Source organism: Williamsia sp., from assembly GCF_036566845.1.
Lineage (GTDB): Bacteria > Actinomycetota > Actinomycetes > Mycobacteriales > Mycobacteriaceae > Williamsia.
On record NZ_DATCVM010000055.1, the window covers coordinates 16,113 to 39,043 of the forward strand.

Genomic DNA, 22,931 nt, shown 5'->3' on the forward strand with positions numbered 1-22,931 from the left:
CCAGGGACATGTCGGGCCCCCAGCTCCAGCTCGCACAGTGTCCACCATGTGATGGTTACTGATTCAGCGAGGCCGTCATAGGGCCCTTGGTCACCGGGGCATGGGTTCGGTGGTGCGGCATGTGCGGATCGGGGTCGAGGTATCGCGATGAACAGCGCAAGAACTGCCTCGTGAACGAGCCAGGGCGGACACGGTCAGGGGCCGGATAGTTGGTCTCGGCGGATGCGGTACTCCTCGGCGTCGATCTCCCCTCGAGCAAAACGTTCGTCGAGGATCGAGTTCGCGCTCGGCCTGATGGTGGGGCTGGGGTTGTGGGCAGGTGGACGGTCGGTGCCCACGGAGCGGAACAGTGCAATGACCCCGGCGATGACAAATCCCCAGAATGCTGACATCAGCAGGACCATCAGCACCCAGCCGCCCCAGCCCATTCCGTTGTTCCACCACATCATCGTCCTTTGCCTTTCGTTGTTCTCCATGATCGACTCCGGGTGCGGTGAAATCAGTGAGCGTTCTGTGTGGTTTCGCTGAAGATGTGGTCGGTTCTGGGCCACATATATCGGATCTGGACGGGCAGGGTGACCATGGAGACCATGGACAACGCATCACCCGAGAGCGCTGCGGGATACCGGGCACTGGTGGTCGACGACGAGCGCCCGCTGGCCGCGGTCGTCGCCAGTTACCTCGACCGGGAGCAGTTCGATGTCGCCGTCGCTCATAACGGGGTCGACGCGCTCCGGCTTGCCAGGGAAATGGATCCCGACGTGGTGGTTCTCGACCTCGGGCTGCCAGGCATGGACGGAATCGAGCTGTGCCGCGAATTGCGGACGTTCTCTGATGCTTATGTGATCATGTTGACTGCCCGTAGCGCGGAAATGGACACCATCATCGGGCTGTCCGTCGGCGCTGACGACTACCTCACCAAGCCGTTCAGCCCCCGGGAGTTGGTGGCCCGCATCCGCGCCATGTTGCGCCGACCACGCACGGCACCGGCGTACGAGACACCGGCACCCAGGACTGGCGTGACCGAGCCCCCGCCGCGAGTCTTCGGGGCTTTGAGAATCGATGTGGTCGGCCGGGAGGTGTATCTCGGCGAGCAGCCGGTGATGTTGACCCGCACTGAGTTCGATGTGCTGGCGGCCTTGTCATCCCGACCGGGCATGGCATTTGGGCGACGACAGTTGATCGAGGCCGTGTGGGGTGAATCTTGGGTAGGGAACGAGCACCTCGTCGACGTCCATGTCGGTCACCTGCGCCGCAAACTCGGCGACGATCCCGCCGCCCCCAGGTATGTCACCACCGTCCGCGGCATCGGGTACCGGATGGGAACCGGGCGATGACGTCGCATCGGGACCGACCCCGCAGCCTCGGACGAGCACCCGGCCATGGCGGGCCCAGCCTTGGCGTGCGATTGCTGCTGGCGCAATCGATGGTGTTGATCGCCGGCGCCGCAACCTGTTGGGTCGTCGCGGTGTTCGTCGGACCCCCACTGTTCCGCGAGCACTTGCATCGTGCCGGGGTGCCGGCTTCGTCCGATGAGCAGTCCCACGCCGAGCAGGCATACCGCTATGCGACGGCGATTTCACTCGCTGTGGCCCTTGGGGTGGCCATGCTGGCTGCATTGGTGGTGACCTGGTATTTCAGTCGCCGCCTCCAGCGGTCGGTGACCGAGGTGTCCTCCGCGGCAACCGAGCTCGCCGATGGGTGCTACGACATTCGGGTCGGTCCGCCGCACCTGGGGAACGACTTCGACGCACTCGCCGAGGCGTTCAACCGGATGGCTGCCAAGCTCGAATCGGTGGAGACCACCCGCCGCCAGCTTCTCGGTGACCTCGCCCACGAGATCCGCACCCCGGTGTCGGTGCTCGAGGCGTACATGGAGGCATTCGAAGACGGGATCGAAACACTGGATGCCAAGACGATCATGATGCTGCGTGATCAGACCCGCAGGCTCTCCCGCTTCTCCGATGACGTCAGCGCGCTGACCCGTGCTGAAGAGAGTCGGACCTCGATCGAGCTCACCTGGGTGGACCCCGCCGCGTTGCTCTCCACCACCCTGGCCGCCGCGACCGACCGCTACGCAGCGAAACACGTCGCTCTGACTTCGCGTGTTCCTGCGCACCTACCCCGTCTGTGGGCCGACCCGGAGCGGCTCGGGCAGGTGTTGGGCAACCTTCTCGACAACGCCTTGCGTCATACCCCCGCCGGCGGCCAGGTGGAGATCACCGTCGGCCGGCGACACGAGCTGCTGGTGATCGAGGTGACCGACACCGGCGACGGAATCGCCGCCGAACATCTCCCACACCTGTTCGAGAGGTTCTACCGAGTCGACGCCGCGCGAGACCGCGAACACGGAGGAGCCGGGATCGGGCTGGCGATTGCCAAGGCCCTCGTCGAGGCGCAGCGCGGTCGCATCACCGCCGACAGTGACGGCTCCGGAACCGGCAGTACCTTCACCATCACCTTCCCGCTGGGCCTGGATCAGCAACCCGGTGTCAGAGCGAAGCCAGGAGGGTCTGCATTGTGGTGATCTCCTGCTGCTGGGTGACCGCGATGGATCGGGCCAACATAATGGTGTCGGGATACTGACCGGAGTCGATTTCATTCTGCGCCATAGTGATCGCGCCCTGGTGATGCGCGATCATTTGCGTGAGGTAGAGCCTGCTGGCGTCCACGCCCTGAGCATTCTGCAGGGCGGCCATGTCCTCGGCCGACATCATTCCGTTCATTCCCATGCCGCTATCGCCTGGCATTTCCATACCCGGCATCGAACTCGTGGTGCGCTGCCCGGAAGTCATCATGCTCTGGCCCCACTCGGTCAACCAGCCCTGCATTTGGTCGATCTCCGGGCCTTGGGCCGCCTTGATCTGGTTGGCCAGATCGATCAACAGAGGATCGATACCGTCCTTGGCCACCACGACATCGCTCATCTCGATCGCCTGCTCATGATGCGGAATCATATGCCGGGCGAACATCACGTCCGCCTGGTTGTGGGGACCGGCGACCGCTGAGTTGGAGGTCACCCTCGCGGAACTATTGCGCTGTGTTGGCTGTTCGCTATCGGTGTCGCTGCACGCGGAGAACGCGATCAGAGCAACAATCGCGGCTACGCCCGCGACGAGAGACTTCATCTTCATGACAGGGAATTCCTTTCACACTGTGGGCACGTGCTGATCAAGCAAGACCTCGGGAAGGTGGGCTCCACGCGATCACCCCGCAAACGGTCAACACTCATCGCGGACCTGACGGTGTGGTTTCGGGCACCAGCCGGGGCGCGGCCGGGTGTGGGGTTCGGGCGCATCGCTGCTCCGTGAAGTTTGATGGACGTGTCTAGATCTATTGCTGGTGCTGTCCTATCAAGTCGAAGCCTGCCCGCTCTTGATGCGGGTTGGCTGGATGTTCGACGAAGATTCGATGAAGAATCACGGCCGGGGCGCTCGTCGGAAGACTGCAGATGGGTTGCGCAGATGGCCATCCAGATAGAAGACCGAGTCGGCAACCCAGATATCCAGCTCGCTACGACGGCGGACGCATCAAAATGGATGGCTGCCCGGATTTCGCCGAGATCGTCATTCCTGACGTTCAATGCTGTTCGCAATGCCTGAAGTCGTCGACGTACGGCATTGCCCCGGTGGGAGAGTCGTTGGCCGCCAACCGAATACCGTCGCGGGCAACCGTAATGTCGCTGCGGGATCGCGACGTGTGGTCACCTGGGCGTGAGGATTGGTGTAGAGGCTGGCCAGCTGACACATTATTGGGACTTCTGTCAGGTAGGTGAGGACTTTTACCCATGGGATAGACGGTGAGGTGGGCATAGCGTCCAACCCATGCAGACACCTACGGTTGCGCAACGTGTCAGGTACAACTTGGGTGGCGTTTTGCCGGAAACGCTTCAAGATTGGGTGAGAAGAGACCTGCTCGGACGCGGGGCCGCAGTTCGTTATCTGTTGCGATTCTTGGTACCCATGATGCCACCCCTCCTGTTGTTTCTCCTCTTCCCGGGGCCGGTGTGGGTCTCGGTGCTGATGATGTTGCTGATCTTTCTGCCCGTGGTGTATTTCGCGATCGGATTCACATATGTCTATCGCCGGTTTCGTTTGCAGCAACATAATCTCGACTATCGTCTGGCCGACCGCAATCGCAACGGCGCTGACGAAGAACGTCATCGTTACCACGAAGAGTTCGGCCATGAATAGTCCGATCGCGGCGCGTTGACAGGTCTGAACCCCTGCCTCGCACCGTGCTTTTCATCAACTCAGCCGAAGAGCGGACAACCGGATGCTCGGCAGTCTTGTCTCCCGAAGAACGCCGGATGTTGTTGTTCGTGAGTCTTCGGTTAAGAGGGGAGGGTCGGCGGTCCGCTGTGTGGTCGTTGCAGTTGGGCGAAGGCGCTCGTCGCTGACAGTGTGCGCAGGGCGTCGAATAGTTCGTCACCCTCGTCGTTGGAGGGGATGGCGGTGAGCACGGGCCCGAAGAAGCATTCGCCGTCGATGCAGATGATGGGGCTACCGCCGGAGCCGCCGAGGTTGGCTTGGCTTTCTTGGTGTGCCACGCGCACGGCACTGTCGTAGGCGGGGTCGTCGAGGCTTTCGGCGAGCTGCGGGTCCAGGCCGCTCTCGGAAAGCGCGTCGGCGACCATCGTCGTGGTGACTTCGGCGTGCTGTTGGTGCACGCGGTACCCGAGGGCGGTGTACAGCGGTCCGAGTGCATTGTCGCCGGCCTGGTGATGTGCGGCAGCCAAGACGCGGCCCAATTTGCGTGAGATCTCGATGTGGTGGCGCTGCTGATCGGGAAGATCTGTTCCCTCGTTGAGAACTGCCAAACTCATTTGTCGCCAACCGATTTCGATGTCGCGACGTTCCGAGGTGCTGAGCAGCCATCGAGAGGCGGCCCAGGCGAACGGGCATGCTGGGTCGAAATAGAACTTCACTGGAGTCATGTTGGTTCCTTTGGGTCAGAGATCTGCTGGACGCGCCGGCTACGAGGAGGCTGCGCGCTCCAGCGCGGCAATCGCGGCCCTGAGCTTGGCTGACGCATCCTGGGCCACCGACGCGAGTTCGGCTTCCCCGGACACCTCGACCATGAGGTCGGGATTCATGGCTTCGACGATCGAGTTCGATGGGTCCGTGGGGTCGGTGCGAACCACGACGTTGCAGGGCAGCAGTAGCCCGATTTGCCGATTGACTCCGAGCGCGCGATGGGCGAGCGGCGGGTTGCAGGCACCCAGGATCAGGTAGTTCTCCATATCCACATCAAGTTTGGTTTTGAGCGTGTCGGTGACGTTGATCTCGGTGAGGATCCCGAAACCCTGCTCGGCAAGTGCTGTGCGTGTCCGGGCGACGGCCTCATCGAAGGGGAGACGGAGAACGGTGGAGATGGCCAGTGACATAACAGCTTTCCTTTCGGTTGGTGTACGTGTGTGGATCTAACGCAGGTCAGATTGGCGGGGGAGCCCCAGTCGGTGCATGAGCAGGCTGGCCGGGCACCAGCCGACGGCGGAAAACAACAGCAGGTTCAGGGCCACGAATGCGGTCAGGAGTAGCCACCAGGTCGAAAAGGCGGTGGCCAGAGCCAGACTGAGGAGAATCATGAACCCGGCGAGGAGCGGAACCGCTCGCTCAACCGTCCATTTCGAGGTGGTAGTTCGACTGTTCATCGGGCAATCCTTACAGTTGTGGTCAGTGGGCAAAGGATATGGCGGGCAGGACTCGCCGGAGCCAGCTCGGTGACCACCAGGCTGCCCGCCCGGTGAGGCGGAGCAGGGCCGGCAGCAGCATCAACCGGATCAGGACTGCGTCGAGCAGTACCGCGACACCGAGGATGATCCCCATTTCCTTGGGTGGCAACGGGTCTGAGAGCGCGAAGGTGAAAAACACGGCCACCATCACCGCTGCTGCGGCGAAGATGATGCGTCCGGAGTGCGCCATGCCGTCTACCTGGGCGGCGTCGGGATCGCCGGTTCGTTCGTAGTGTTCTTTGGCGGTGGCGAGCAGGAAGACGGTGTAATCCATGGCGATGGCGAAGATCATCGCGAAGAAGAACACCGGGCCCCAGCCGTCGAGGAACCCTTGCGGTGTGAATCCGAGCAGGCCGGACAGGTGGCCGTCCTGGAAGATCAGTTTCGCCACACCGAAGGCGGCGGCGGTCGACAGGAGGCTGACGACGGTGCCGATCAGCGCGATCAGCGGTGCCTGCAGTGCGACCAGGAGCAGCACGAAGCCCAGGACCAAGATGATGCCGACGATCATTGGGAAGTAGTCGTTGAGGGCTTGCTGTAGATCCAGGTTCTCTGCCGGTGCGCCGCCGACCAGGGCGTTTGCAGGGAGTGCGCCACGAAGGTCGTCGACGATGGTGCCCAGTTGGGCATCGGACGGATCGACCGAGGGCAGAGCTTGCAGCATCACGTAGCTGGTGCCGTCGAGTGCCGGTTGCGGTGGGGTGACCATTTCAACTCCGGGCGTCTGGGCTGCGGTCAAGGCGACCTGCTGGGCCTCGGCGGACGGGGCGACGATCTGCAACATGCCGGGGGCACCCTCACCCATCTGCTGTTGGACCAGTTCATATCCCGCTCGCACGGGCGCATCCTCGGGCACCACAGAGATCGACGGCATCGCCACCTTGAGCCCGATCACCGGAATCGCCAAAGCGATCAACACGATCAGCGAGCCGAGGGCGAACGGCCACGGGTGGTTGTGCAGGGTCTTGCCCCAGCGCTCGAATAGCGGTGAACGATGTTGCTGGCGTTTGGCATACGGCAACGCCGCCGCATTCACCTTCGGTCCGAGGGCGCCCAGGGTGGCCGGCAGCAGCGTCAGGGTGGCCGCGAGGACAAAGGTCACCGCGAGCATGATGCCGATGGCCATCGTCCGCACCGCTGGAGCCGGTACCAGCAGGACCGCAGACAGGCTCACCAGCACCGTGAGACCGGACAGGACGACCGCTTTGCCGGCGGTGTCCATGGTTTCAGCAACCGCGTGCGCGCGGTTGGTGTGATTTTCGAGGGCGTCACGGAACCGGGAGACGATGAACAGCGCGTAGTCGATGCCCAATGCGAGCGCGAACATCATCGCAAAGTTCATGGCCCACACCGAGATCGGTGTGATCTGGTTGAGCAGGACCAGGCCGCCTGCGGACGCGACCAGGCCCGCGATGGTGAGTAGCAGCGGCAGGCCGGCTGCCACCAGTGAACCGAAGGCCAGGACCATGATTGCCAGGGTGACCGGCCAGGAGAACAGTTCAGCCTTGATCATGGCGTCGTGGTTGGCCTTGTTGAAGTCGCTCCATAACGCCGAGGCGCCGGTCGGATACACCTCGACGCCGCCGTCGGACAGCGCGGTGAGTTCCCCCTTGATGTCGTCGACCGCGCGAACCATGTCGTCGGTGTTCGCGTTCGCGCCAGCGATCAAGATGCCGGTGTGCTGATCGGGGCTGATGCTCATCCCCGGTTGTGGGGGTACAACCTCGCCGAACCGGGAGTCGCCTTGGAATACCGCCGTGGCCTTCGCGATCGCTTCCTGCATCGTCGGGCTGTTGATGGTGTCGCGGTCGGAGTGGATGACAACCTGCACCGCAGCGGAGGAGTTTCCGCCGAAATGCTGCCCGGCCAGCTCACGCACCTGCACCGACTCGGAACCGTTGGCCTGCCAGCCGGCACCGGCCAGTGATGAGAACACGGATGGTGCCGCCGCGCCGAGGCCTATGAGCAACAGCAACCAGACGCCGAAGACCAGGCGTGATCTGCCGGCCATCGCCGCACCCCATCGGCCCAGCACTCCAGGCGTCGACTTCGGTGGTGAACTCGGATGACTAGCGGTGGACGTGGTGTCGGCCATGGCCGAGACCTCCTCAACAGTCGCAACTCATATACCCCCATGGGTATATGACCTGATTCAACATACCCCCTGGGGTATACTGGGTCAAGCCTTGGTTGGCTGCGCAAATCCATACCCCTGGGGGTACCCTCGGGCTTGTTGAATGAACTGAGAGGCGTGACTTGTGACTGGTGATGAAGAATCGATGGCGGCAGTATTGAACCGTCTGCGCCGGGCGCAGGGCCAATTGTCCGGGGTGATCGCCATGATCGAGGCGGGTCGAGATTGCAAAGATGTGGTCACTCAGCTTGCCGCTGTGTCCCGCGCCCTTGACCGTGCCGGCTTCAAGATCGTTGCATCGGGGATGCGTCAATGTATCAACGGCGCCGACGGTGACCAGGCGCCGCTGACCGAAGCCGAACTCGAAAAGCTCTTCTTGGCGCTGGCGTAGGGCGGCATGGGGGCCATCCCTCAGGCGCGAGTTCTCGAGGCAGAGAACGGACGCAGCGATGGCCAATATGCTGCCAGGGGCCGCCGGGCAGCAGGCGATCGTCGAGAGGGTGGGCCAGGATCCCTGCGGCGCGCGGGATGATCATGCCGCGCGCCCCAACTGATCGGTCAGTGGTGAAGGCTTTGGCGACAATCCTTGCTTCGCCTTCGCCGGTCCCGGTTCTGCCTGCGCGCAAACGGATTCCGGCGATCACCCGGGCCGCGGTGTCGACGCTTATCGTCGTGGCCTGAGGTGAGAGTCCTTGACGCAGTACTTGTTCCCGTGTGCCCGTTGGGGGCGCCTTGGCGTGCTCGTACACCGGACGAACAACGAGTCGATAGCGATGAACGTCCGCTCGGAGCACCCGGTAAAGATCGGTTCGCTTGGTCGCTTCACGTGATGGTGAAGTACGCCAGCCGGGGGATTGCGATACGGACGACGTCGAGGGGTTGAAACGTGAGCTGGTCACCTTGGAGCGCGGATGAGGATCGGCACCGATCTCGGTCTGTGCGAGCCGACCCGGTGGCACCGAGTGACAAACCGGCCCGGGACCGCGAACATGATCACCTGGTACGCCGAGTTGATCGCCACGCGGACCGGGGCGGCCTTCCGGCCGCCGCAGAGCTCAGAAGGGCGACCTTGACCAGCACCAAACGGTGCCCCCAGTGGGATTCGAACCCACACTTGACGGATTTTAAGTCCGTTGCCTCTGCCAGTTGGGCTATAGGGGCGTGCTGTGAAGCCTGATCAGAATCTCACGGATTGCTTCGCGGCTTGCGACAAGGGTTCGGCTACCTGAGAAGGTTGATGCCCGGCACCGGGAATTCGTGTTCGAGGTGGCACTATCAGACGCATGCCGAAACCCTCCGCCCGCCGCAGCCGGGGCCGACCGCCGGGACCGGGCGTTGACCTCGACTCCCGCCGCGATGAGTTGCTCGCTGCCGCGGAATCGGAGATCAAGGAACACGGTTCCGAGTTCGGGCTGGCGGGTGTGGCAAAGCGTGCGGGCCTGACCCGATCGGCGGTGTACGCGGCTTTTGCCAACCGCGATGACTTGCTGGCAGCACTCACCCGGCGTCACGCCGATCTGATCACCGTCGACATGGCCACGGTCCTCAACGAGGAGGATGGACCACTGATGCAGACCCGAGCGACGGTCGACCTACTCGCGCGGTGGATGGAGGACAACCCTGAGTTGTCGGCGGTTCTCGCGCCGCGGATGCAGGCCGGTGTCGGTGATTCGCTGGTCACGGGTTTTCTGGAACACGTCCTCGACGTCGGGCTCGTCCAGGTGGAGGGAGATCGGCGCGCGGCCGCGCCGTGGGCACGGGCGGTGGTCGGCGCCATCTGGACCGCGGTGCAGTGGTGGAGCGAGACCCGGACGATGGACCGCGCCGAACTGGTCGACCACGTCACAAATCTGATCTGGGAGGGTTTTGCCGGCGTCGGCGCTGCCGCCGTGGTGCTCCCGGATTTCGACCCACCGGAGCGCGACGGCGACCCGGGAGTGTGACGCGCAGGTCCGGACATCGCGGAGTTCTCACCGGAAACGCTCGTCCTGCGCGCCGGATCACCTCACCTCGGGGTACGACCATTGACCGAACTAGGATAGTGCTGTTAACTTAACGTCGATCACTTGAGAAATCCCGAAAGGATGTTCCAGTGTTGTCGACACTAGCTCGCGGCGTGATCGCCGCGCCAAAACGTGTCCTGGGGGGCGCGCTGCTCATCTTGATCATCTGTGGGGTACTCGGCTCGTCGGTTGCCGGGCACCTCGCGGCCGGCGGATTTCAGGATCCCGATTCTGAATCTGCCAAGGCCACAGCGATATTGGAAGAGGAGTTCGGCCGGGGAGGCCTTCCGGTAGTGGTGCGCCTGCACGACCCGGGGACCACCAATATCGCCGACAGTGACCTGGGGAGGGCCGCCGCAGATGCGATCATCGCCGACCTGGAGAACACGGACTTCGTTCAGCGCCCGATCGTTTCGGCCTGGACAAACCCGGAAGCGGCCTCCGCCCTGATCTCTGCCGATCGCTCGTCCGGGCTCATCGTCGCCACGGTCTCGGGCGGCGACCGCGATGCCGCGGCCAACGGACAGAAGATTGACGACCGGTTCACGGCTCCGGAGTTCACCGATCAGTTCCCCGGCATCGATGTGATCGTCGGTGGGCAAGCCCTGGTGTACTCGCAGGTCAACGAGCAGACCAGCCGCGACCTGTTCATCGCCGAAGCGGTGGCGATCCCGATCAGCTTTGTGCTGTTGATCTGGGTGTTCGGTGGACTCGTCGCAGCCGTACTGCCCTTGGCCATCGGCATTTTCGCGATCATCGGAACCACCGCGGTACTTCGCGGGTTCACCCTCTTCGCCGATGTGTCGGTGTTCGCGCTGAACCTCACGACCGCGCTCGGTTTGGCTTTGGCCATCGACTACACCTTGCTGATCATCAACCGGTATCGCGAAGAAGTCCACGCGGGCCGGGAACGCGACGAGGCGTTGGCGATCACGGTGCAGACGGCGGGCCGGACTGTGCTGTTCTCCGCGGTGACCGTCGCGTTGTCGTTGTCCGCCATGGCGATCTTCCCGATGTACTTTCTCCGATCGTTCGCCTACGCGGGCCTCGCTGTGGTCGCGCTCGCTGCCGCGGCGGCGCTCATCATCGCCCCCGCGCTGATTGCGGTGCTGGGCGCGCGGATCGAGTCGCTCGACGCGCGTAAACCGATCCGCAGATTGCTGCGACGGTCCGAACCTCGCGTCCTCGAACCAGAAGAGTCGATGTGGTACCGCAGTACGCAATTCGTGTTGCGCCATGCGATTCCGGTCGGACTCGCGGTGGTTGCCCTGCTCCTGGTCCTGGGTGCTCCGTTCCTCGGCATCAAATTCGGGTACCCCGACGACCGGGTGCTTCCGACGTCGGCATCGGCGCGTGTGCTGGGCGACGAACTGCGAAATGATTACTCGCAGAATGCGTCCGCGGCAGTGAACATCGTTGTTCCGGACGCCGCCCAGATGGGCGATGCCGGCATGGCCGAGTATGGCCAAGAACTGTCGAGGATCCCGGATGTCACTGCGGTTCTCACCCCGGTCGGCACCTTCGTCGACGGGCAACGTGCGGGCCCCGGCAGCGCCGAGATGGTGGCCGCCGACGATGCCTTCGTCACGGTGTCTTCGACCGTCGACCCGTTCTCGACCCAGGGTGCAGACCAGCTCGATGCCCTGCGTGAAGTGGCGACACCGGAAGGCATCGCCCCGCTCTTCACCGGGTTGGCCCAGCAGAACATCGACAATGTCGACAGCATCGTCGATCACCTGCCGGAGGTGTTCGCGGTCATCGTCATCACCACGTTTGTCCTGTTGTTCATGCTGACCGGATCGGTGATCCTGCCGCTGAAGGCGTTGGTGCTCAACGTCTTCTCGCTGACGGCCACGTTCGGTGCCATGGTGTGGATCTTCCAGGAAGGTCACCTCGGTGGTCTGGGAAGCACCACCACCGGAACCCTGATCGCCAACATGCCGGTGCTGATGTTCTGTATTGCCTTCGGATTGTCGATGGACTACGAGATCTTCTTGTTGTCGCGGATCCGGGAGGAATGGCTCAAGTCGGGTAGGACCCGCGCCGACAACGACCGTGCGGTCGCCCTGGGAATCGCCCGCACCGGCCGGGTGGTGACTGCCGCGGCGCTGTTGATGGCCGTGGTTTTCGCCGGCATCGCCTTCTCGCAGGTGTCGTTCATGCGGATGTTCGGTGTCGGACTGGCGTTGGCGGTGTTGATGGACGCCACCCTGATCCGGATGTTCCTGGTTCCCGCCTTCATGAAGATTGCCGGTCGGGCAAACTGGTGGGCACCGGCACCATTACGGAAGTTCCACGACCGGTTCGGTCTGAGCGAGGAAGGTGGACATGAAAACCGAGCGTCTTCGGAGGCGGAAATCTCCGCGCGGCTCGGGGGAACAGTTGCGAGCGGAAATTCTCGCAGCGGCAACTGATTTGCTGTTGGAGACCGGAGACGAATCTGCGGTGTCCATCAGGGCGGTGTCCACTCGGGTGGGGGTCTCACCGCCGTCGATCTACATCCACTTCGCCGACAAGGACACGTTGATCGGCGAGGTGGTTGCTCACTATTTCACCAGACTCGACGAGGTCATGCGGCTCAGCGGCGCCCAGCACGAGGACAGCTGGCAGGCCGCGCATGCGCAGGGCATGGCCTACGTGCGATTCGCGGTCGAAAACGCGGAACTCTATCGGGTCGCGACGATGAAGCCCTGTCCGGAGGGAACGGACATGGACGCGGTCCTGGGCGATTCGGCGTTTGTGCATTTTTCCGAGACCATCGAGCGGCTGATGGACGACGGACTCATCGACAAGGGCGACCCGGCGCCGGTGGTCCTCGAATTGTGGACGGCCGCACATGGTGTCGCGGCCCTCATGGTCGCCAAGCCGTACCTGTTCGTCGACGACAAGTACGACCTGGCCGACCGTGTCCTCACGTCGGTGTGTCTCGGTCGCGTCACCAAAGACCTGATCGGCGGCGATGTCGGCCCGGCGGCGATACGGGACTTCGTCGTCGAACAACGCGCGATGCGCGACGCCAGATGACCTCCAAAACCGGGGTGAACGTGTTCTAGTTTCGCTACTGTCGGCCGCATGGGAATTCTCGATGGCAAGGTGGCACTGATCACCGGCGGCGGCAAGGGTGTGGGACTGGGCATCGCATCGGCGATGAGCAAAGAAGGCGCGGACATCTTCATCTGTGGTCGGCATCGCCGTCCCCTGGCCGCCGCGGCCGACGAACTGGCCGCGAATGGGGTGCGCGCGGAGTACCTGGTCGGCAACGTCAGCGAAGCGGCCGATTGCACGGCAATCGTGGACGCCTGCGCCGACCGGCTCGGCGGTGTCGACATCCTGGTCAACAACGCCAACGACGCGATGCCGATCCCGCTGCTCGACGTCACCGACGAGGACTTCACCCGCTTCTTCCAGACCGGGCCGCTGGCCGTGCTGCGACTGATGAAGGCGTGCCACCCACTGATGGTGGCGAGAGGTGGCGGTTCGGTGATCAATCTCGTGACCTCGGCGGCCGTGCGCTGGGACATGGCCACCTACGGGCCGTACGCCGCGGTGAAGGAAGCGACACGGTCGCTGACCCGGGCCGCGGGGTGCGAATGGGGCAAGGACAACATCCGGGTGAATGCGATTGCACCCCATGCGATGACACCCTCGCTGAAATGGTGGACCGAGGAGTACCCCGGCGAGGCGGATGCCTTCGTGAAGAGCATTCCGCTGGGACGGATCGGCGACGCCGAGGCGGACATCGGACGGATCGCGGTGTTCCTCGCGGGCCAGGATGCCAGCTATCTCAGCGGAGTCACGATCCCGGCCGACGGTGGCCACAGTCGCTGGGGGTGAGTGATAGGGCCGCTTGGTTGCGGCTCTGAATTGACGCGGCAGCCAGGTTCCTGCGCGTAGGTTCAAGAGAAGGTAAAGTCGGAACTCGAACGTCACTCCGCTCGTTGAGCGGACAACAAGTGAGTTATCAGAAGGGACCACAACGGTGCGTGAAACCAGCAATCCGGTGATGCGCGGAGTCGTGCGCAGCAACCAAGGCCCAGGCGGGTACGCCGGCTTTGGCGCTGGTGCAGCCGGCGCCGGCCAGGCCGCGACGTTTAACCAGCACGGGGGAGCGCCCTCTGCCGATCCGTATGCCCGGCCAGGACAACAGGTCGGTGCCCGAACCCTGACCATCGATGATGTGGTGACCAAGACCGCCGCCACACTCGGCGTGCTGATCCTGTCGGCCGCCATCTCGTACTACTTCACCACCCAGAACGAAGCCGTCGCGATGCCGCTGATGCTCGTCGGTGCGCTCGGTGGTCTGGCACTGGTGCTCGTCGCGACCTTCGGTCGCAAGCAGGACAACCCGGCCATCGTGCTCGCGTACGCGTTGCTCGAAGGCATGTTCGTCGGCACGATCTCCTACGTCTTCGCGAATTGGGTCGTCGCAGACGATGTCAGCGCGGGTGCGCTGATCGGGCAAGCCGTACTCGGAACGTTCGGTGTGTTCGCCGGCATGCTCATCGTCTACAAGACGGGCGCCATCCGCGTCACCCCCCGTTTCACCCGGATGATCTTCGCCGGCCTGATCGGTGTCATGGTGCTGATCCTCGGCAACCTGCTCATCGGATTCTTCAACGGCGGATCCGGCCTGGGCCTGCGTGACGGCGGTCCGATCGCCATCATCTTCTCGCTCGTCTGCATCGCGCTCGCCGCGTTCAGCTTCCTGATCGACTTCGACGCCGCAGACGCACTGATCCGTTCGGGCGCCCCGTCGAAGGCTGCATGGGGCATCGCACTGGGCCTGACCGTCACCCTGGTCTGGCTGTACGTCGAGATCCTGCGCCTGCTGAGCTACTTCAATTCGGACTAGCTTTACGGCGTAACACCAAGTCCAGCAAGGAGGCCCGCAACCGAATCGGTCGCGGGCCTCCTTTGTTGTCAGCTGTGATCGAAAGGACTCAGCTCAGGCGCTCGAGCACCATCGCCATACCCTGTCCGCCACCGACGCACATCGTCTCGACACCGAAGGTCTTGTCGTGGGTCTTCAGGTTGTTGAGCAGCGTGGCGGTGATGCGGGCACCGGTCATGCCGAACGGGTGGCCCAGCGCGATCGCACCGCCGGAGACGTTGAGCTTGTCGTGATCGATGCCGAGTTCGTTGGCCGATCCGAGCACCTGCACGGCGAACGCCTCGTTGATCTCGAAAAGGTCGATGTCGTCGATGCCCATGTTGGCGAACCGCAGTGCCTTGCGGACGGCCTCGATCGGTCCGAGGCCCATGATCTCGGGGGACAGGCCGGTGGCCGCGGTGGCGACGATCCGGGCCAGCGGGGTCAGTCCGAGTGCCTTGGCCTTGGTGTCACTCATGATCACCAGGGCGGCGGCGCCGTCGTTGAGGGGACAGGCGTTGCCGGCGGTGACTGTGCCGTCCGGGCGGAACACCGGCTTGAGCTGGCTGATCTTCTCGTAGGTGGTGCCTGCGCGGGGGCCGTCATCGGTGCTGACGACGGTGCCGTCGGCCAAGGTGATCGGGTCGATCTCACGGGCGAAGAATCCGGACTTGATGGCTTCCTCGGCGCGATTCTGGCTGCGAACGCCCCAGTGGTCCTGGTCTTCCCGCGAGATGCCGGTGAACGAGGCGACATTCTCGGCGGTCTCGCCCATCGGGATGTAGATGTCGGGCAGCAGGCCCTGGGCGCGGGGATCGCTCCATGCCGGGCCGCCACCGAGGGCTGTCTGTGCGGTGCGCTCCATCGCCCCTGAGAACTCGGGGTTCTTGGTGTCGGGCCAGCCGTCGGCGTTGCCGGTGGCGAAGCTCGAGACGCTCTCGACACCGGCCGAGATGAACACGTCGCCTTCGCCGGCGCGGATGGCATGTAGTGCCATCCGGGTGGTCTGCAGCGATGACGAGCAGTAGCGGTTCACGGTGACGCCGGGAACCTGGTCCAACCCGGCAAGGACTGCCACCACACGGGCCATATTGAAGCCGGCCTTGCCGCCCGGCTGTCCGCTGCCCAGGTGCAGATCGTCGATGTCGTTGCGGTCGAGTTCGGGGACCTTGTTCAGGACGGTCTCCACCATCTGGCGAGCGAGCTCATCGGGACGGACGTCCTTGAGTGAACCCTTGACGGCCCGACCGATCGGTGAGCGCGCGGTGGCAACGATGACTGCTTCTGGCATAAAGACTCCTATGATATTCGCTTGGCAATGCAACTACGTGTGATCTTGGTCAGACCCGACGTTACGCGTGGTCAACGAGACCAACGCTGGGCGGTCCTGTCCCACATGACGCGGGTCCGGGTGGACCATTTGTTGTCCTCGGCGATGGCTGACACCTCGGGTGGATCCGGCAACGGACCGGTACCCCATTCGCCGAGTCGGGCCAGGACCGCGGGCAACAGGATCTGTGCCGCCAGCTCATAACCGGCCGCAGACGGATGGTAGTTGTCCGAGGACAACATCCGTTCCGGAGCGGCCAGGAATTCGCGGGCCAACAGGTCTGCCAACGGCACCGGCGTGCCTCCGCCGGCGCGGGTCGCGGCGGCCTGGGCGGCGGCCAACCGCAAACCCCACTGCCGCATAACCGTTCGCAAGGGCTGCGGGATCGCGGCGACCACACCGAGGTCGGGGCAGGTCCCGACCACCACCTGGGCGCCGGCATCCTCGAGCCGCCGGACCGCGGCGCCGAGTCTCTTCGCCGACGCCCGGATCCCGCTGGTACTGGTGACATCGTTGGCGCCGATCAGGATGATCGCGATATCGGGTGGGGGACCGGCGACCAGCATCGCGTCCACCTGGCCGGTCAGGCTCCTGGACGTGGCACCGACAATTGCCTTCGTGCTCAACCGGATTCGCTGCCCGGTCTCGTCTGCCAGTTTGCGGGTCAGCTGCACGCCGGGGGTCTCGTCGGCGGTCTCGGCGCCGAGACCGGCCGCCGTGGAATCCCCGAACACCATCAGGTGCAGGTCGTGATCGTCGTTGCGGCGATACCTCAGCGGTCCGAGGCCGTCGGGTCCGTAGATCCCGTCGCCGTTGGGGGCGTTGTCGGTGCGATGGGGGATGACGGTGCGAGCGTGTTTGGCCTGCCCGTTGAGAAACTCCAAGGCCCACCAACCGGCGCCTGCTGTACCTGCAGTGGCAACGGAGGCAGCGGCAAGATCTCGGACCACTCGGCGCCTGGATGCGGACACAGCTCCAACATAATCGAAGCCGTCTGGGACGATGGGTACATGCGCATCGCAAGTCACGTCACCGAACTCATCGGCAACACCCCGCTGGTCCAGCTCAACTCCGTTGTCGAGGCAGGATCCGGCCTGGTGGCGGCCAAGGTTGAATACCTCAATCCAGGCGGCAGCTCCAAGGACCGGATCGCCATCAAGATGGTCGACGCGGCCGAGGCGTCGGGCGAGCTCAAGCCCGGCGGAACGATCGTCGAGCCGACATCCGGCAACACCGGAATCGGCCTGGCCCTCGTCGCCCAGCAGCGCGGCTACAAGTGCGTGTTCGTGTGCCCCGACAAAGTCGGCGAAGACAAGCGCAACGTCCTCAAGGCCTATGGCGCCGAGGTCGTGGTGTGCCCGACCGCGGTCGCACCCGAACATCCCGACAGCTACTACAACGTCTCCGACCGGCTGACCCGCGAGATCGAGGGCGCCTGGAAGCCCAACCAGTACGCCAACCCGGCCGGGCCCCAGTCGCACTACGAGACCACCGGACCCGAGATCTGGAACGACACCGACGGCAAGATCACCCACTTCGTCGCCGGCGTCGGCACCGGCGGAACGATCACCGGCACCGGCCGTTACCTCAAAGAGGTCTCGGGCGGAAAGGTGAAGATCGTGGGAGCCGACCCGGAAGGTTCGGTGTACTCCGGCGGAACCGGTCGTCCGTACCTCGTCGAAGGTGTGGGCGAGGACTTCTGGCCGAGCGCCTACGACCCGTCCATCCCGGACGAGATCATCGCGGTGTCGGACGCTGATTCATTCGAGATGACCCGTCGGCTGGCCCGTGAAGAGGGGCTGCTGGTCGGTGGCTCGTGCGGCATGGCCGTGGTCGCGGCGCTGAAGGTGGCCGAGCGTGAGGGTCCGGACGCACTGGTTGTCGTGCTGCTGCCGGACGGCGGACGCGGCTACATGGGCAAGATCTTCAACGACCGCTGGATGAGCAGCTACGGATTTCTGCGGACCCCGCTCGACGGCAAGGGTGAGGTCGAGCCGATGGTGGGGGATGTGCTGCGCGGCAAGTCCGGTGCACTGCCGGATCTGGTGCACACCCACCCGCAGGAGACGCTGCGCGACGCGATCGAGATCCTGCGCGAGTACGAGGTGTCGCAGATGCCCGTGGTCGGGGCCGAGCCGCCCATCATGGCCGGCGAGGTCGCCGGTGCGGTGAGTGAGCGCGAACTGCTCAGCGCGGTGTTCGAGGGACGGGCCAATCTGGCCGATCCGGTCAGCGCCCACATGGGACAGCCCTTCCCGTTGATCGGCTCCGGCGAGCCGGTGTCGGCGGCCACCAAGGCCCTGCGCGACACCGATGCCCTGATGGTGGTCGAGGACGGTAAGCCGATCGGCGTCATCACCAGGCATGACCTGCTGGCGTTTGTCAGCGCCGTCGGCTGAGGAGAATCGGCTGCTGGAACCGGGCAGTGCGATCGGCCGGTGATTTTCGCCGGGCACTAGTCTGGTTCCCATGAGTGAGCAGCGCAGCAAGACCGACTCGCACAACTGGCAGGGATTTGCCACCAAGGCGATTCATGCCGGATACGAACCCGATCCGCTGACCGGCGCGGTCAACGTGCCGATCTACGCGAGTTCCACCTTCGCCCAGGATGGCGTCGGTGGGATGCGCGGCGGATTCGAGTACGCACGTACCGGAAACCCGACTCGGCAGGCGCTCGAGGCGAATCTCGCGGCGCTCGAAGAGGGGAGTTTCGGTCGAGCATTCGCGTCCGGCATGGCGGCCACCGATGCGTTGCTGCGGGCCACGCTGCGTCCGGGCGACCACCTGGTGATCCCCAACGACGCCTACGGCGGCACGTTCCGGCTGATCGACAAGGTTTTCTCGCAGTGGGGGATCGAGTACTCGGTCGCACCCGTCACCGACGTCGACGCGGTGCGGGCGGCCATCCGCCCCAACACCAAACTTGTCTGGATCGAGACCCCGACCAACCCGTTGCTGAACATCGGCGACATCGAGGCCATCGCCGCGATCGCACACGAGGCCGGCACAAAGCTTGTGGTGGACAACACCTTTGCCTCGCCGTACCTGCAGCGGCCGCTGACGCTCGGCGCCGACGTGGTGCTGCACTCGACGACCAAGTACCTCGGCGGACACTCCGATGTGGTCGGCGGCGCGCTGATCACCGACGACGAGCAACTCGACGTCGACCTGGCGTTCTTGCAGAACGGCGCAGGCGCGGTGCCCGGCCCGTTCGACGCATACCTGACCATGCGTGGCATCAAGACACTTGCTGTCCGGATGGACCGGCACAGCGACAACGCCGAGCGGCTCGTGGAGTTCCTCCTGACGCATCCCAAGATCGATTCGGTGCTCTACCCGGGCCTGGCCAACCATCCGGGTCACGCGGCGGCGGCGAAGCAGATGAGTCGTTTCGGCGGCATGATCTCCGTACGGGTGGCCGGCGGGCTCGAGGCCGCACAGCAGTTCTGCGACCGCACCGAGGTGTTCACCTTGGCCGAGTCGCTCGGCGGCATCGAATCGCTGATCGAACATCCCGCCGCGATGACCCACGCGTCGACGGCGGGGTCGCTGCTCGAGGTCCCCGACGACCTCGTCCGGCTCTCCGTCGGCATCGAAGACATCGGCGACCTCCTCGGTGACATCGAGAACGCCCTGAGCTGACGCCGGGGCCCGACTCCCGCCCTCGAAATTCGCTCCGCCTACAAGGATTCGCTCCTGTCGCAACAGGAGCACACGCTGGCAAGCGGAGCGAATTTGCGTTGAGGGGTGGCAAGCTGAGTCGATGACCGCGGACTCGCTGATCGTTGACCTGGCGCAGATCGACCGTGCGGTTCAGTTGCTGGCACCGGCGATGCGCCGGACACCGGTGGTGGCATCGCGCGCGTTGTCGGAACGATGCGGCCAAGACGTCTGGCTCAAGTGTGAAAATCTGCAGCGGACAGGATCATTCAAGCCGCGCGGAGCGTACCTGCGGATTGCGGGACTGAGCCCGGCGGAGCGAGCGTACGGTGTGGTCGCGGCCAGTGCCGGCAATCACGCGCAGGGTGTGGCGTGGTCGGCCGGTGACCTGGGCATCACGTCGCGGGTCTACATGCCGACCAGCGCATCGCTGCCCAAGATCGCCGCCACCCGGGCCTACGGCGCAGAGGTGATCCTCGAAGGCGCAACCGTCGACGAGAGTCTGGAGGCCGCGGCCACGTACGCCGCAGAGTCCGGCGCAATCCTGATCCATCCGTTCGATCACCCCGACATCGTGGCCGGACAGGCAACCGTCGGGATGGAGATCCTCGAACAGGTCCCGGACGTGGGGACCGTCCTGGTACCCCTCGGTGGGGGCGGACTACTGGCAGGTGTGGCGGCCGCGATCAGACTGCATCGCCCGCAGGTCCGGATCGTCGGTGTCCAGGCGGCAAGTGCCGCCGCATGGCCCGACTCGCTCGCCGCGGGCAAACCCGTCAAGGCCCGGTCGATGAACACCATGGCCGACGGAATCGCGGTCGCCATGCCCGGCGCGGTGCCGTTTGCGCATGTGGCGGAGCTGGTGGACGACGTCGTCACGGTCAGCGAGGAAGCCATCTCCCAGGCACTGCTGCTCGTTCTCGAGCGGGCCAAGTTGCTCGTCGAACCGGCCGGTGCCACCGCGGTGGCGGCGCTGACCAGCCTGCCCGATCTCCGACTCGACGGCCGGGTCTGCGTTGTGTTGTCCGGTGGGAACATCGATCCACTGCTGCTGACCCAGGTGACCACCCACGGACTGCGCGCCGCGGGCCGCTACCTGACGATCACGGTGACGGTGCCGGATCGCCCGGGTGGATTGGTGGCGCTGCTCGAGTTGCTCCGCGACCTGAATGTCAGCGTTGTCGACGTGATCCATTCGCGCGTCAGTGGCGAACTCAGCCTCGGCGAAGTGGCTGTCACGGTCAGTTTGGAGACCAAGGGGCCCGATCACCAGGCGAAGGTCCGGGCCGCGTTGGCCGATGTCGGCTATTCGGTGGCCTGACGGCCTTTGCTGTCCGATTCGGCGGGCCACCGCATTAGGCTCACGGGTATGGGAATCGACTACACCAAGCGGCCGGCGAAACAGCAGGCACCAACCCCACCACCACCGACCCCGCCCGCTCCCGCCGCACCTCCGGTACAGCTGAACAAGATCACCCTCACCAAGGCGCAGCCCACGGTCAGCCTCGCGAAGTCGGGCAGCTCGGGCGGCACCATTCGCGTCAACCTGAACTGGGCGCAGGCGCCGGGCGGAGGAGGATTCTTCAAGCGGAAGAACTCGGTGGACCTCGACCTGCGGTGCCTGTACGAGCTGGCCGACGGATCGCGCGGCGGTATCGGCGCGCTCGACCGCAACTTCGGTGCCCTGGACAGAGCGCCGTTCATCCAGCTCGACCAGGATGACCGCTCGGGCAGCTCGGCAGGCGGCGAGAACATCTTCGTGAATCTGACCGACCCGTCGGTCTTCCGGCGAATTCTGATCTTCGCCGATATCTACGAGGGAAGCCCGAACTGGGCGGCGGTCGACGGCGTGGTCACCGTCGAATCGCAGTTCGGTCCACCGATCGAGGTCCGGATGGACTCGGAGAAGAACAGCTTGCGGACGGCGTCCATCGTGCTCATCGAGGTCGGTGGCCACGGCGTGCACGTGACCCGTGCGGTGGAGTATTTCTCGGGTGGCGACAAAATGGACAAACACTTCCGCTGGGGCCTGAACTGGGGGCGCGGAAGCAAGTAACACCTGGTCAGCGCCTCATCTTCTCGCTGTGACCGGACCTTCTGGCGTGACAACGTCCGTTGATTTAACAACGGCCGTTGACAAGTTCGGTCGGTCCTTCTAACGTCATGTGAACAAGTTGCAGCGAGGAGGCCGCAGATGACTGAAGCGTTGAAGTATGTTCCGGAGCACGCCAAGGCGACAACCGGTGACAACTACGATCAGGTTCTCGACGACCTGTCGAGTGCATCGGTGCACCGCAATTTCGATCCGTACATCGACATCGACTGGGATTCGCCCGAGCTGGCGATCACCGACGGCGACCCGCGCTGGGTCCTGTCCAAGAATGTCGACCCCATTGGTCGCCACCCCTGGTACCAGGAGCAGCCGCTCGAGAAGCAGATCCGGATCGGGATGTGGCGCCAGGCCAACGTCGCCAAGGTCGGGCTGCAGTTCGAGTCGATCCTGATCCGTGGCCTGATGCAGTACAGCTTCAAACTTCCCAACTCCGCCAAGGAGTTCCGTTACACCACGCACGAAGCCAAAGAAGAGTGCAATCACACCCTGATGTTCCAGGAGTTCGTGAACCGCACCGGCATGGATGTACCGGGCGCCAAGACGAGCTTCCGCCGTATCTCTCCGGTGATCCCGCTCTTCTCCACCATCTTTCCGACTATCTTCTACTTCGGTGTGCTCGGCGGCGAGGAGCCCATCGACCACATCCAGAAGGACTTCCTGCGCAATCGTGATGAGATGCACCCGTCGATGCTGGCGGTGATGCAGCTGCACGTCGCCGAAGAGGCGCGGCACATCTCGTTCGCCCATCACCTGCTGCGCGAGACGATCCCGCAGAAGTCGGCCGCGCAGCGTTTCATCCTGTCGATCATGCTGCCGATCGTGATGCGGGTGCTGTGTGGTGCGATCGTGGTGCCGCCGAAGGAGTTCCGTCGCGAGTTCGACATCCCGCGGTCGGTGTTCAAGGACATCTTCTGGCGGTCGGAGAGCTCGAAGCAGTTCCTGCGCAATGTGTTCGGCGATGTCCGGATGCTCGGCGAGCAGTGTGGCCTGATGAACCCGATCTCGAAGTTCATCTGGAAGATCATGGGTATCGGCGGCCGTCCCTCGCGGTTCCGCAGCGAACCCACCTACGCGGCAGCGTAAGTCC

The 22,931-nt window shown here is 64.2% G+C and carries 22 protein-coding genes and 1 tRNA gene; 14 read left to right on the plus strand and 9 right to left on the minus strand.

Annotated features, from left to right (window positions below):
• Positions 1–194: 194 nt before the first annotated feature.
• On the minus strand, positions 195–449 hold the full coding sequence (locus VIQ49_RS04690; RefSeq protein ID WP_331881468.1) for an SHOCT domain-containing protein: 255 nt from the start codon (positions 447–449) through the stop codon (positions 195–197).
• A 132-nt stretch (positions 450–581) separates the two neighbouring features.
• On the opposite strand from VIQ49_RS04690, the gene VIQ49_RS04695 reads away from it, so the two are divergent.
• On the plus strand, positions 582–1,337 hold the full coding sequence (locus VIQ49_RS04695) for a response regulator transcription factor (RefSeq protein ID WP_331881470.1): 756 nt from the start codon (positions 582–584) through the stop codon (positions 1,335–1,337).
• A complete protein-coding gene (locus VIQ49_RS04700; RefSeq protein WP_331881375.1) occupies positions 1,334–2,527 on the plus strand; it encodes a sensor histidine kinase in 1,194 nt (397 codons plus the stop codon). Before VIQ49_RS04695 ends, VIQ49_RS04700 begins: the two co-directional genes overlap by 4 nt.
• Here the strand turns inward: VIQ49_RS04700 and VIQ49_RS04705 are convergent.
• Entirely contained in the window at positions 2,493–3,134 is a 642-nt protein-coding gene (locus tag VIQ49_RS04705) for a DUF305 domain-containing protein (RefSeq protein WP_331881377.1), read from the minus strand. The genes VIQ49_RS04700 and VIQ49_RS04705 overlap by 35 nt on opposite strands.
• A gap of 690 nt (positions 3,135–3,824) precedes the next feature.
• Between VIQ49_RS04705 and VIQ49_RS04710 the strand changes: the two genes are divergently transcribed.
• Positions 3,825–4,193, plus strand: coding sequence for a DUF5313 family protein (locus VIQ49_RS04710; RefSeq protein WP_331881379.1), 369 nt, complete (start codon positions 3,825–3,827; stop codon positions 4,191–4,193).
• A 140-nt stretch (positions 4,194–4,333) separates the two neighbouring features.
• Here VIQ49_RS04710 and VIQ49_RS04715 read toward each other — a convergent pair whose 3' ends face one another.
• The 4 genes from VIQ49_RS04715 to VIQ49_RS04730 are packed head-to-tail and all read right to left on the minus strand — an operon-like array spanning position 4,334 to position 7,829.
• Complete coding sequence (locus tag VIQ49_RS04715; protein ID WP_331881381.1) at positions 4,334–4,936, minus strand: DsbA family protein; 603 nt, start codon at positions 4,934–4,936, stop codon at positions 4,334–4,336.
• 39 nt (positions 4,937–4,975) lie between these two features.
• Positions 4,976–5,386: a DUF302 domain-containing protein gene (locus VIQ49_RS04720; protein ID WP_331881383.1), complete on the minus strand. Its 411-nt coding sequence runs from the start codon at positions 5,384–5,386 to the stop codon at positions 4,976–4,978.
• Between the two features lie 36 nt (positions 5,387–5,422).
• Entirely contained in the window at positions 5,423–5,653 is a 231-nt protein-coding gene (locus VIQ49_RS04725; protein WP_331881385.1) for a DUF2892 domain-containing protein, read from the minus strand.
• 22 nt (positions 5,654–5,675) lie between these two features.
• Positions 5,676–7,829: an MMPL family transporter gene (locus tag VIQ49_RS04730; protein WP_331881387.1), complete on the minus strand. Its 2,154-nt coding sequence runs from the start codon at positions 7,827–7,829 to the stop codon at positions 5,676–5,678.
• A gap of 163 nt (positions 7,830–7,992) precedes the next feature.
• Between VIQ49_RS04730 and VIQ49_RS04735 the strand changes: the two genes are divergently transcribed.
• Entirely contained in the window at positions 7,993–8,259 is a 267-nt protein-coding gene (locus tag VIQ49_RS04735; RefSeq protein WP_023959022.1) for a metal-sensitive transcriptional regulator, read from the plus strand.
• A gap of 696 nt (positions 8,260–8,955) precedes the next feature.
• Here the strand turns inward: VIQ49_RS04735 and VIQ49_RS04745 are convergent.
• Positions 8,956–9,029: transfer RNA gene (locus tag VIQ49_RS04745), tRNA-Leu, on the minus strand.
• 122 nt (positions 9,030–9,151) lie between these two features.
• Between VIQ49_RS04745 and VIQ49_RS04750 the strand changes: the two genes are divergently transcribed.
• From VIQ49_RS04750 to VIQ49_RS04770, 5 genes are all read left to right on the plus strand, one after another.
• Positions 9,152–9,811: a TetR/AcrR family transcriptional regulator gene (locus tag VIQ49_RS04750; protein WP_331881397.1), complete on the plus strand. Its 660-nt coding sequence runs from the start codon at positions 9,152–9,154 to the stop codon at positions 9,809–9,811.
• Positions 9,812–9,960: 149 nt separating this feature from the next.
• On the plus strand, positions 9,961–12,285 hold the full coding sequence (locus VIQ49_RS04755) for an MMPL family transporter (RefSeq protein WP_331881400.1): 2,325 nt from the start codon (positions 9,961–9,963) through the stop codon (positions 12,283–12,285).
• Between the two features lie 31 nt (positions 12,286–12,316).
• Positions 12,317–12,895 (plus strand): TetR/AcrR family transcriptional regulator, encoded by a 579-nt coding sequence (locus VIQ49_RS04760; protein ID WP_331881402.1) that lies wholly within the window; start codon positions 12,317–12,319, stop codon positions 12,893–12,895.
• Between the two features lie 48 nt (positions 12,896–12,943).
• Positions 12,944–13,705, plus strand: a complete 762-nt coding sequence (locus VIQ49_RS04765; RefSeq protein ID WP_331881404.1) for an SDR family oxidoreductase — start codon at positions 12,944–12,946, stop codon at positions 13,703–13,705.
• 145 nt (positions 13,706–13,850) lie between these two features.
• Complete coding sequence (locus VIQ49_RS04770) at positions 13,851–14,723, plus strand: Bax inhibitor-1/YccA family protein (protein WP_331881406.1); 873 nt, start codon at positions 13,851–13,853, stop codon at positions 14,721–14,723.
• A gap of 88 nt (positions 14,724–14,811) precedes the next feature.
• On the opposite strand, the gene VIQ49_RS04775 is transcribed toward VIQ49_RS04770, so the two are convergent.
• A complete protein-coding gene (locus tag VIQ49_RS04775) occupies positions 14,812–16,032 on the minus strand; it encodes an acetyl-CoA C-acetyltransferase (protein ID WP_331881408.1) in 1,221 nt (406 codons plus the stop codon).
• Positions 16,033–16,103: 71 nt separating this feature from the next.
• A complete protein-coding gene (locus VIQ49_RS04780; RefSeq protein ID WP_331881410.1) occupies positions 16,104–17,042 on the minus strand; it encodes an SGNH/GDSL hydrolase family protein in 939 nt (312 codons plus the stop codon).
• A 39-nt stretch (positions 17,043–17,081) separates the two neighbouring features.
• Between VIQ49_RS04780 and VIQ49_RS04785 the strand changes: the two genes are divergently transcribed.
• The 5 genes from VIQ49_RS04785 (at position 17,082) to VIQ49_RS04805 (ending at position 22,927) form a co-directional block, all read left to right on the plus strand.
• The gene (locus VIQ49_RS04785) at positions 17,082–18,470 is read left to right on the plus strand and encodes a cystathionine beta-synthase (RefSeq protein WP_331881412.1); all 1,389 of its coding nucleotides are present in this window, start codon (positions 17,082–17,084) and stop codon (positions 18,468–18,470) included.
• A 70-nt stretch (positions 18,471–18,540) separates the two neighbouring features.
• Positions 18,541–19,713, plus strand: a complete 1,173-nt coding sequence (locus VIQ49_RS04790; protein ID WP_331881414.1) for a cystathionine gamma-synthase — start codon at positions 18,541–18,543, stop codon at positions 19,711–19,713.
• Positions 19,714–19,834: 121 nt separating this feature from the next.
• Positions 19,835–21,052, plus strand: a complete 1,218-nt coding sequence (gene ilvA, locus VIQ49_RS04795; RefSeq protein WP_414731577.1) for a threonine ammonia-lyase — start codon at positions 19,835–19,837, stop codon at positions 21,050–21,052.
• A gap of 48 nt (positions 21,053–21,100) precedes the next feature.
• Positions 21,101–21,787, plus strand: a complete 687-nt coding sequence (locus tag VIQ49_RS04800; RefSeq protein ID WP_331881417.1) for a Tellurium resistance — start codon at positions 21,101–21,103, stop codon at positions 21,785–21,787.
• A gap of 138 nt (positions 21,788–21,925) precedes the next feature.
• Positions 21,926–22,927, plus strand: coding sequence for a diiron oxygenase (locus VIQ49_RS04805; protein ID WP_331881419.1), 1,002 nt, complete (start codon positions 21,926–21,928; stop codon positions 22,925–22,927).
• The last annotated feature ends 4 nt before the right edge of the window (positions 22,928–22,931 follow it).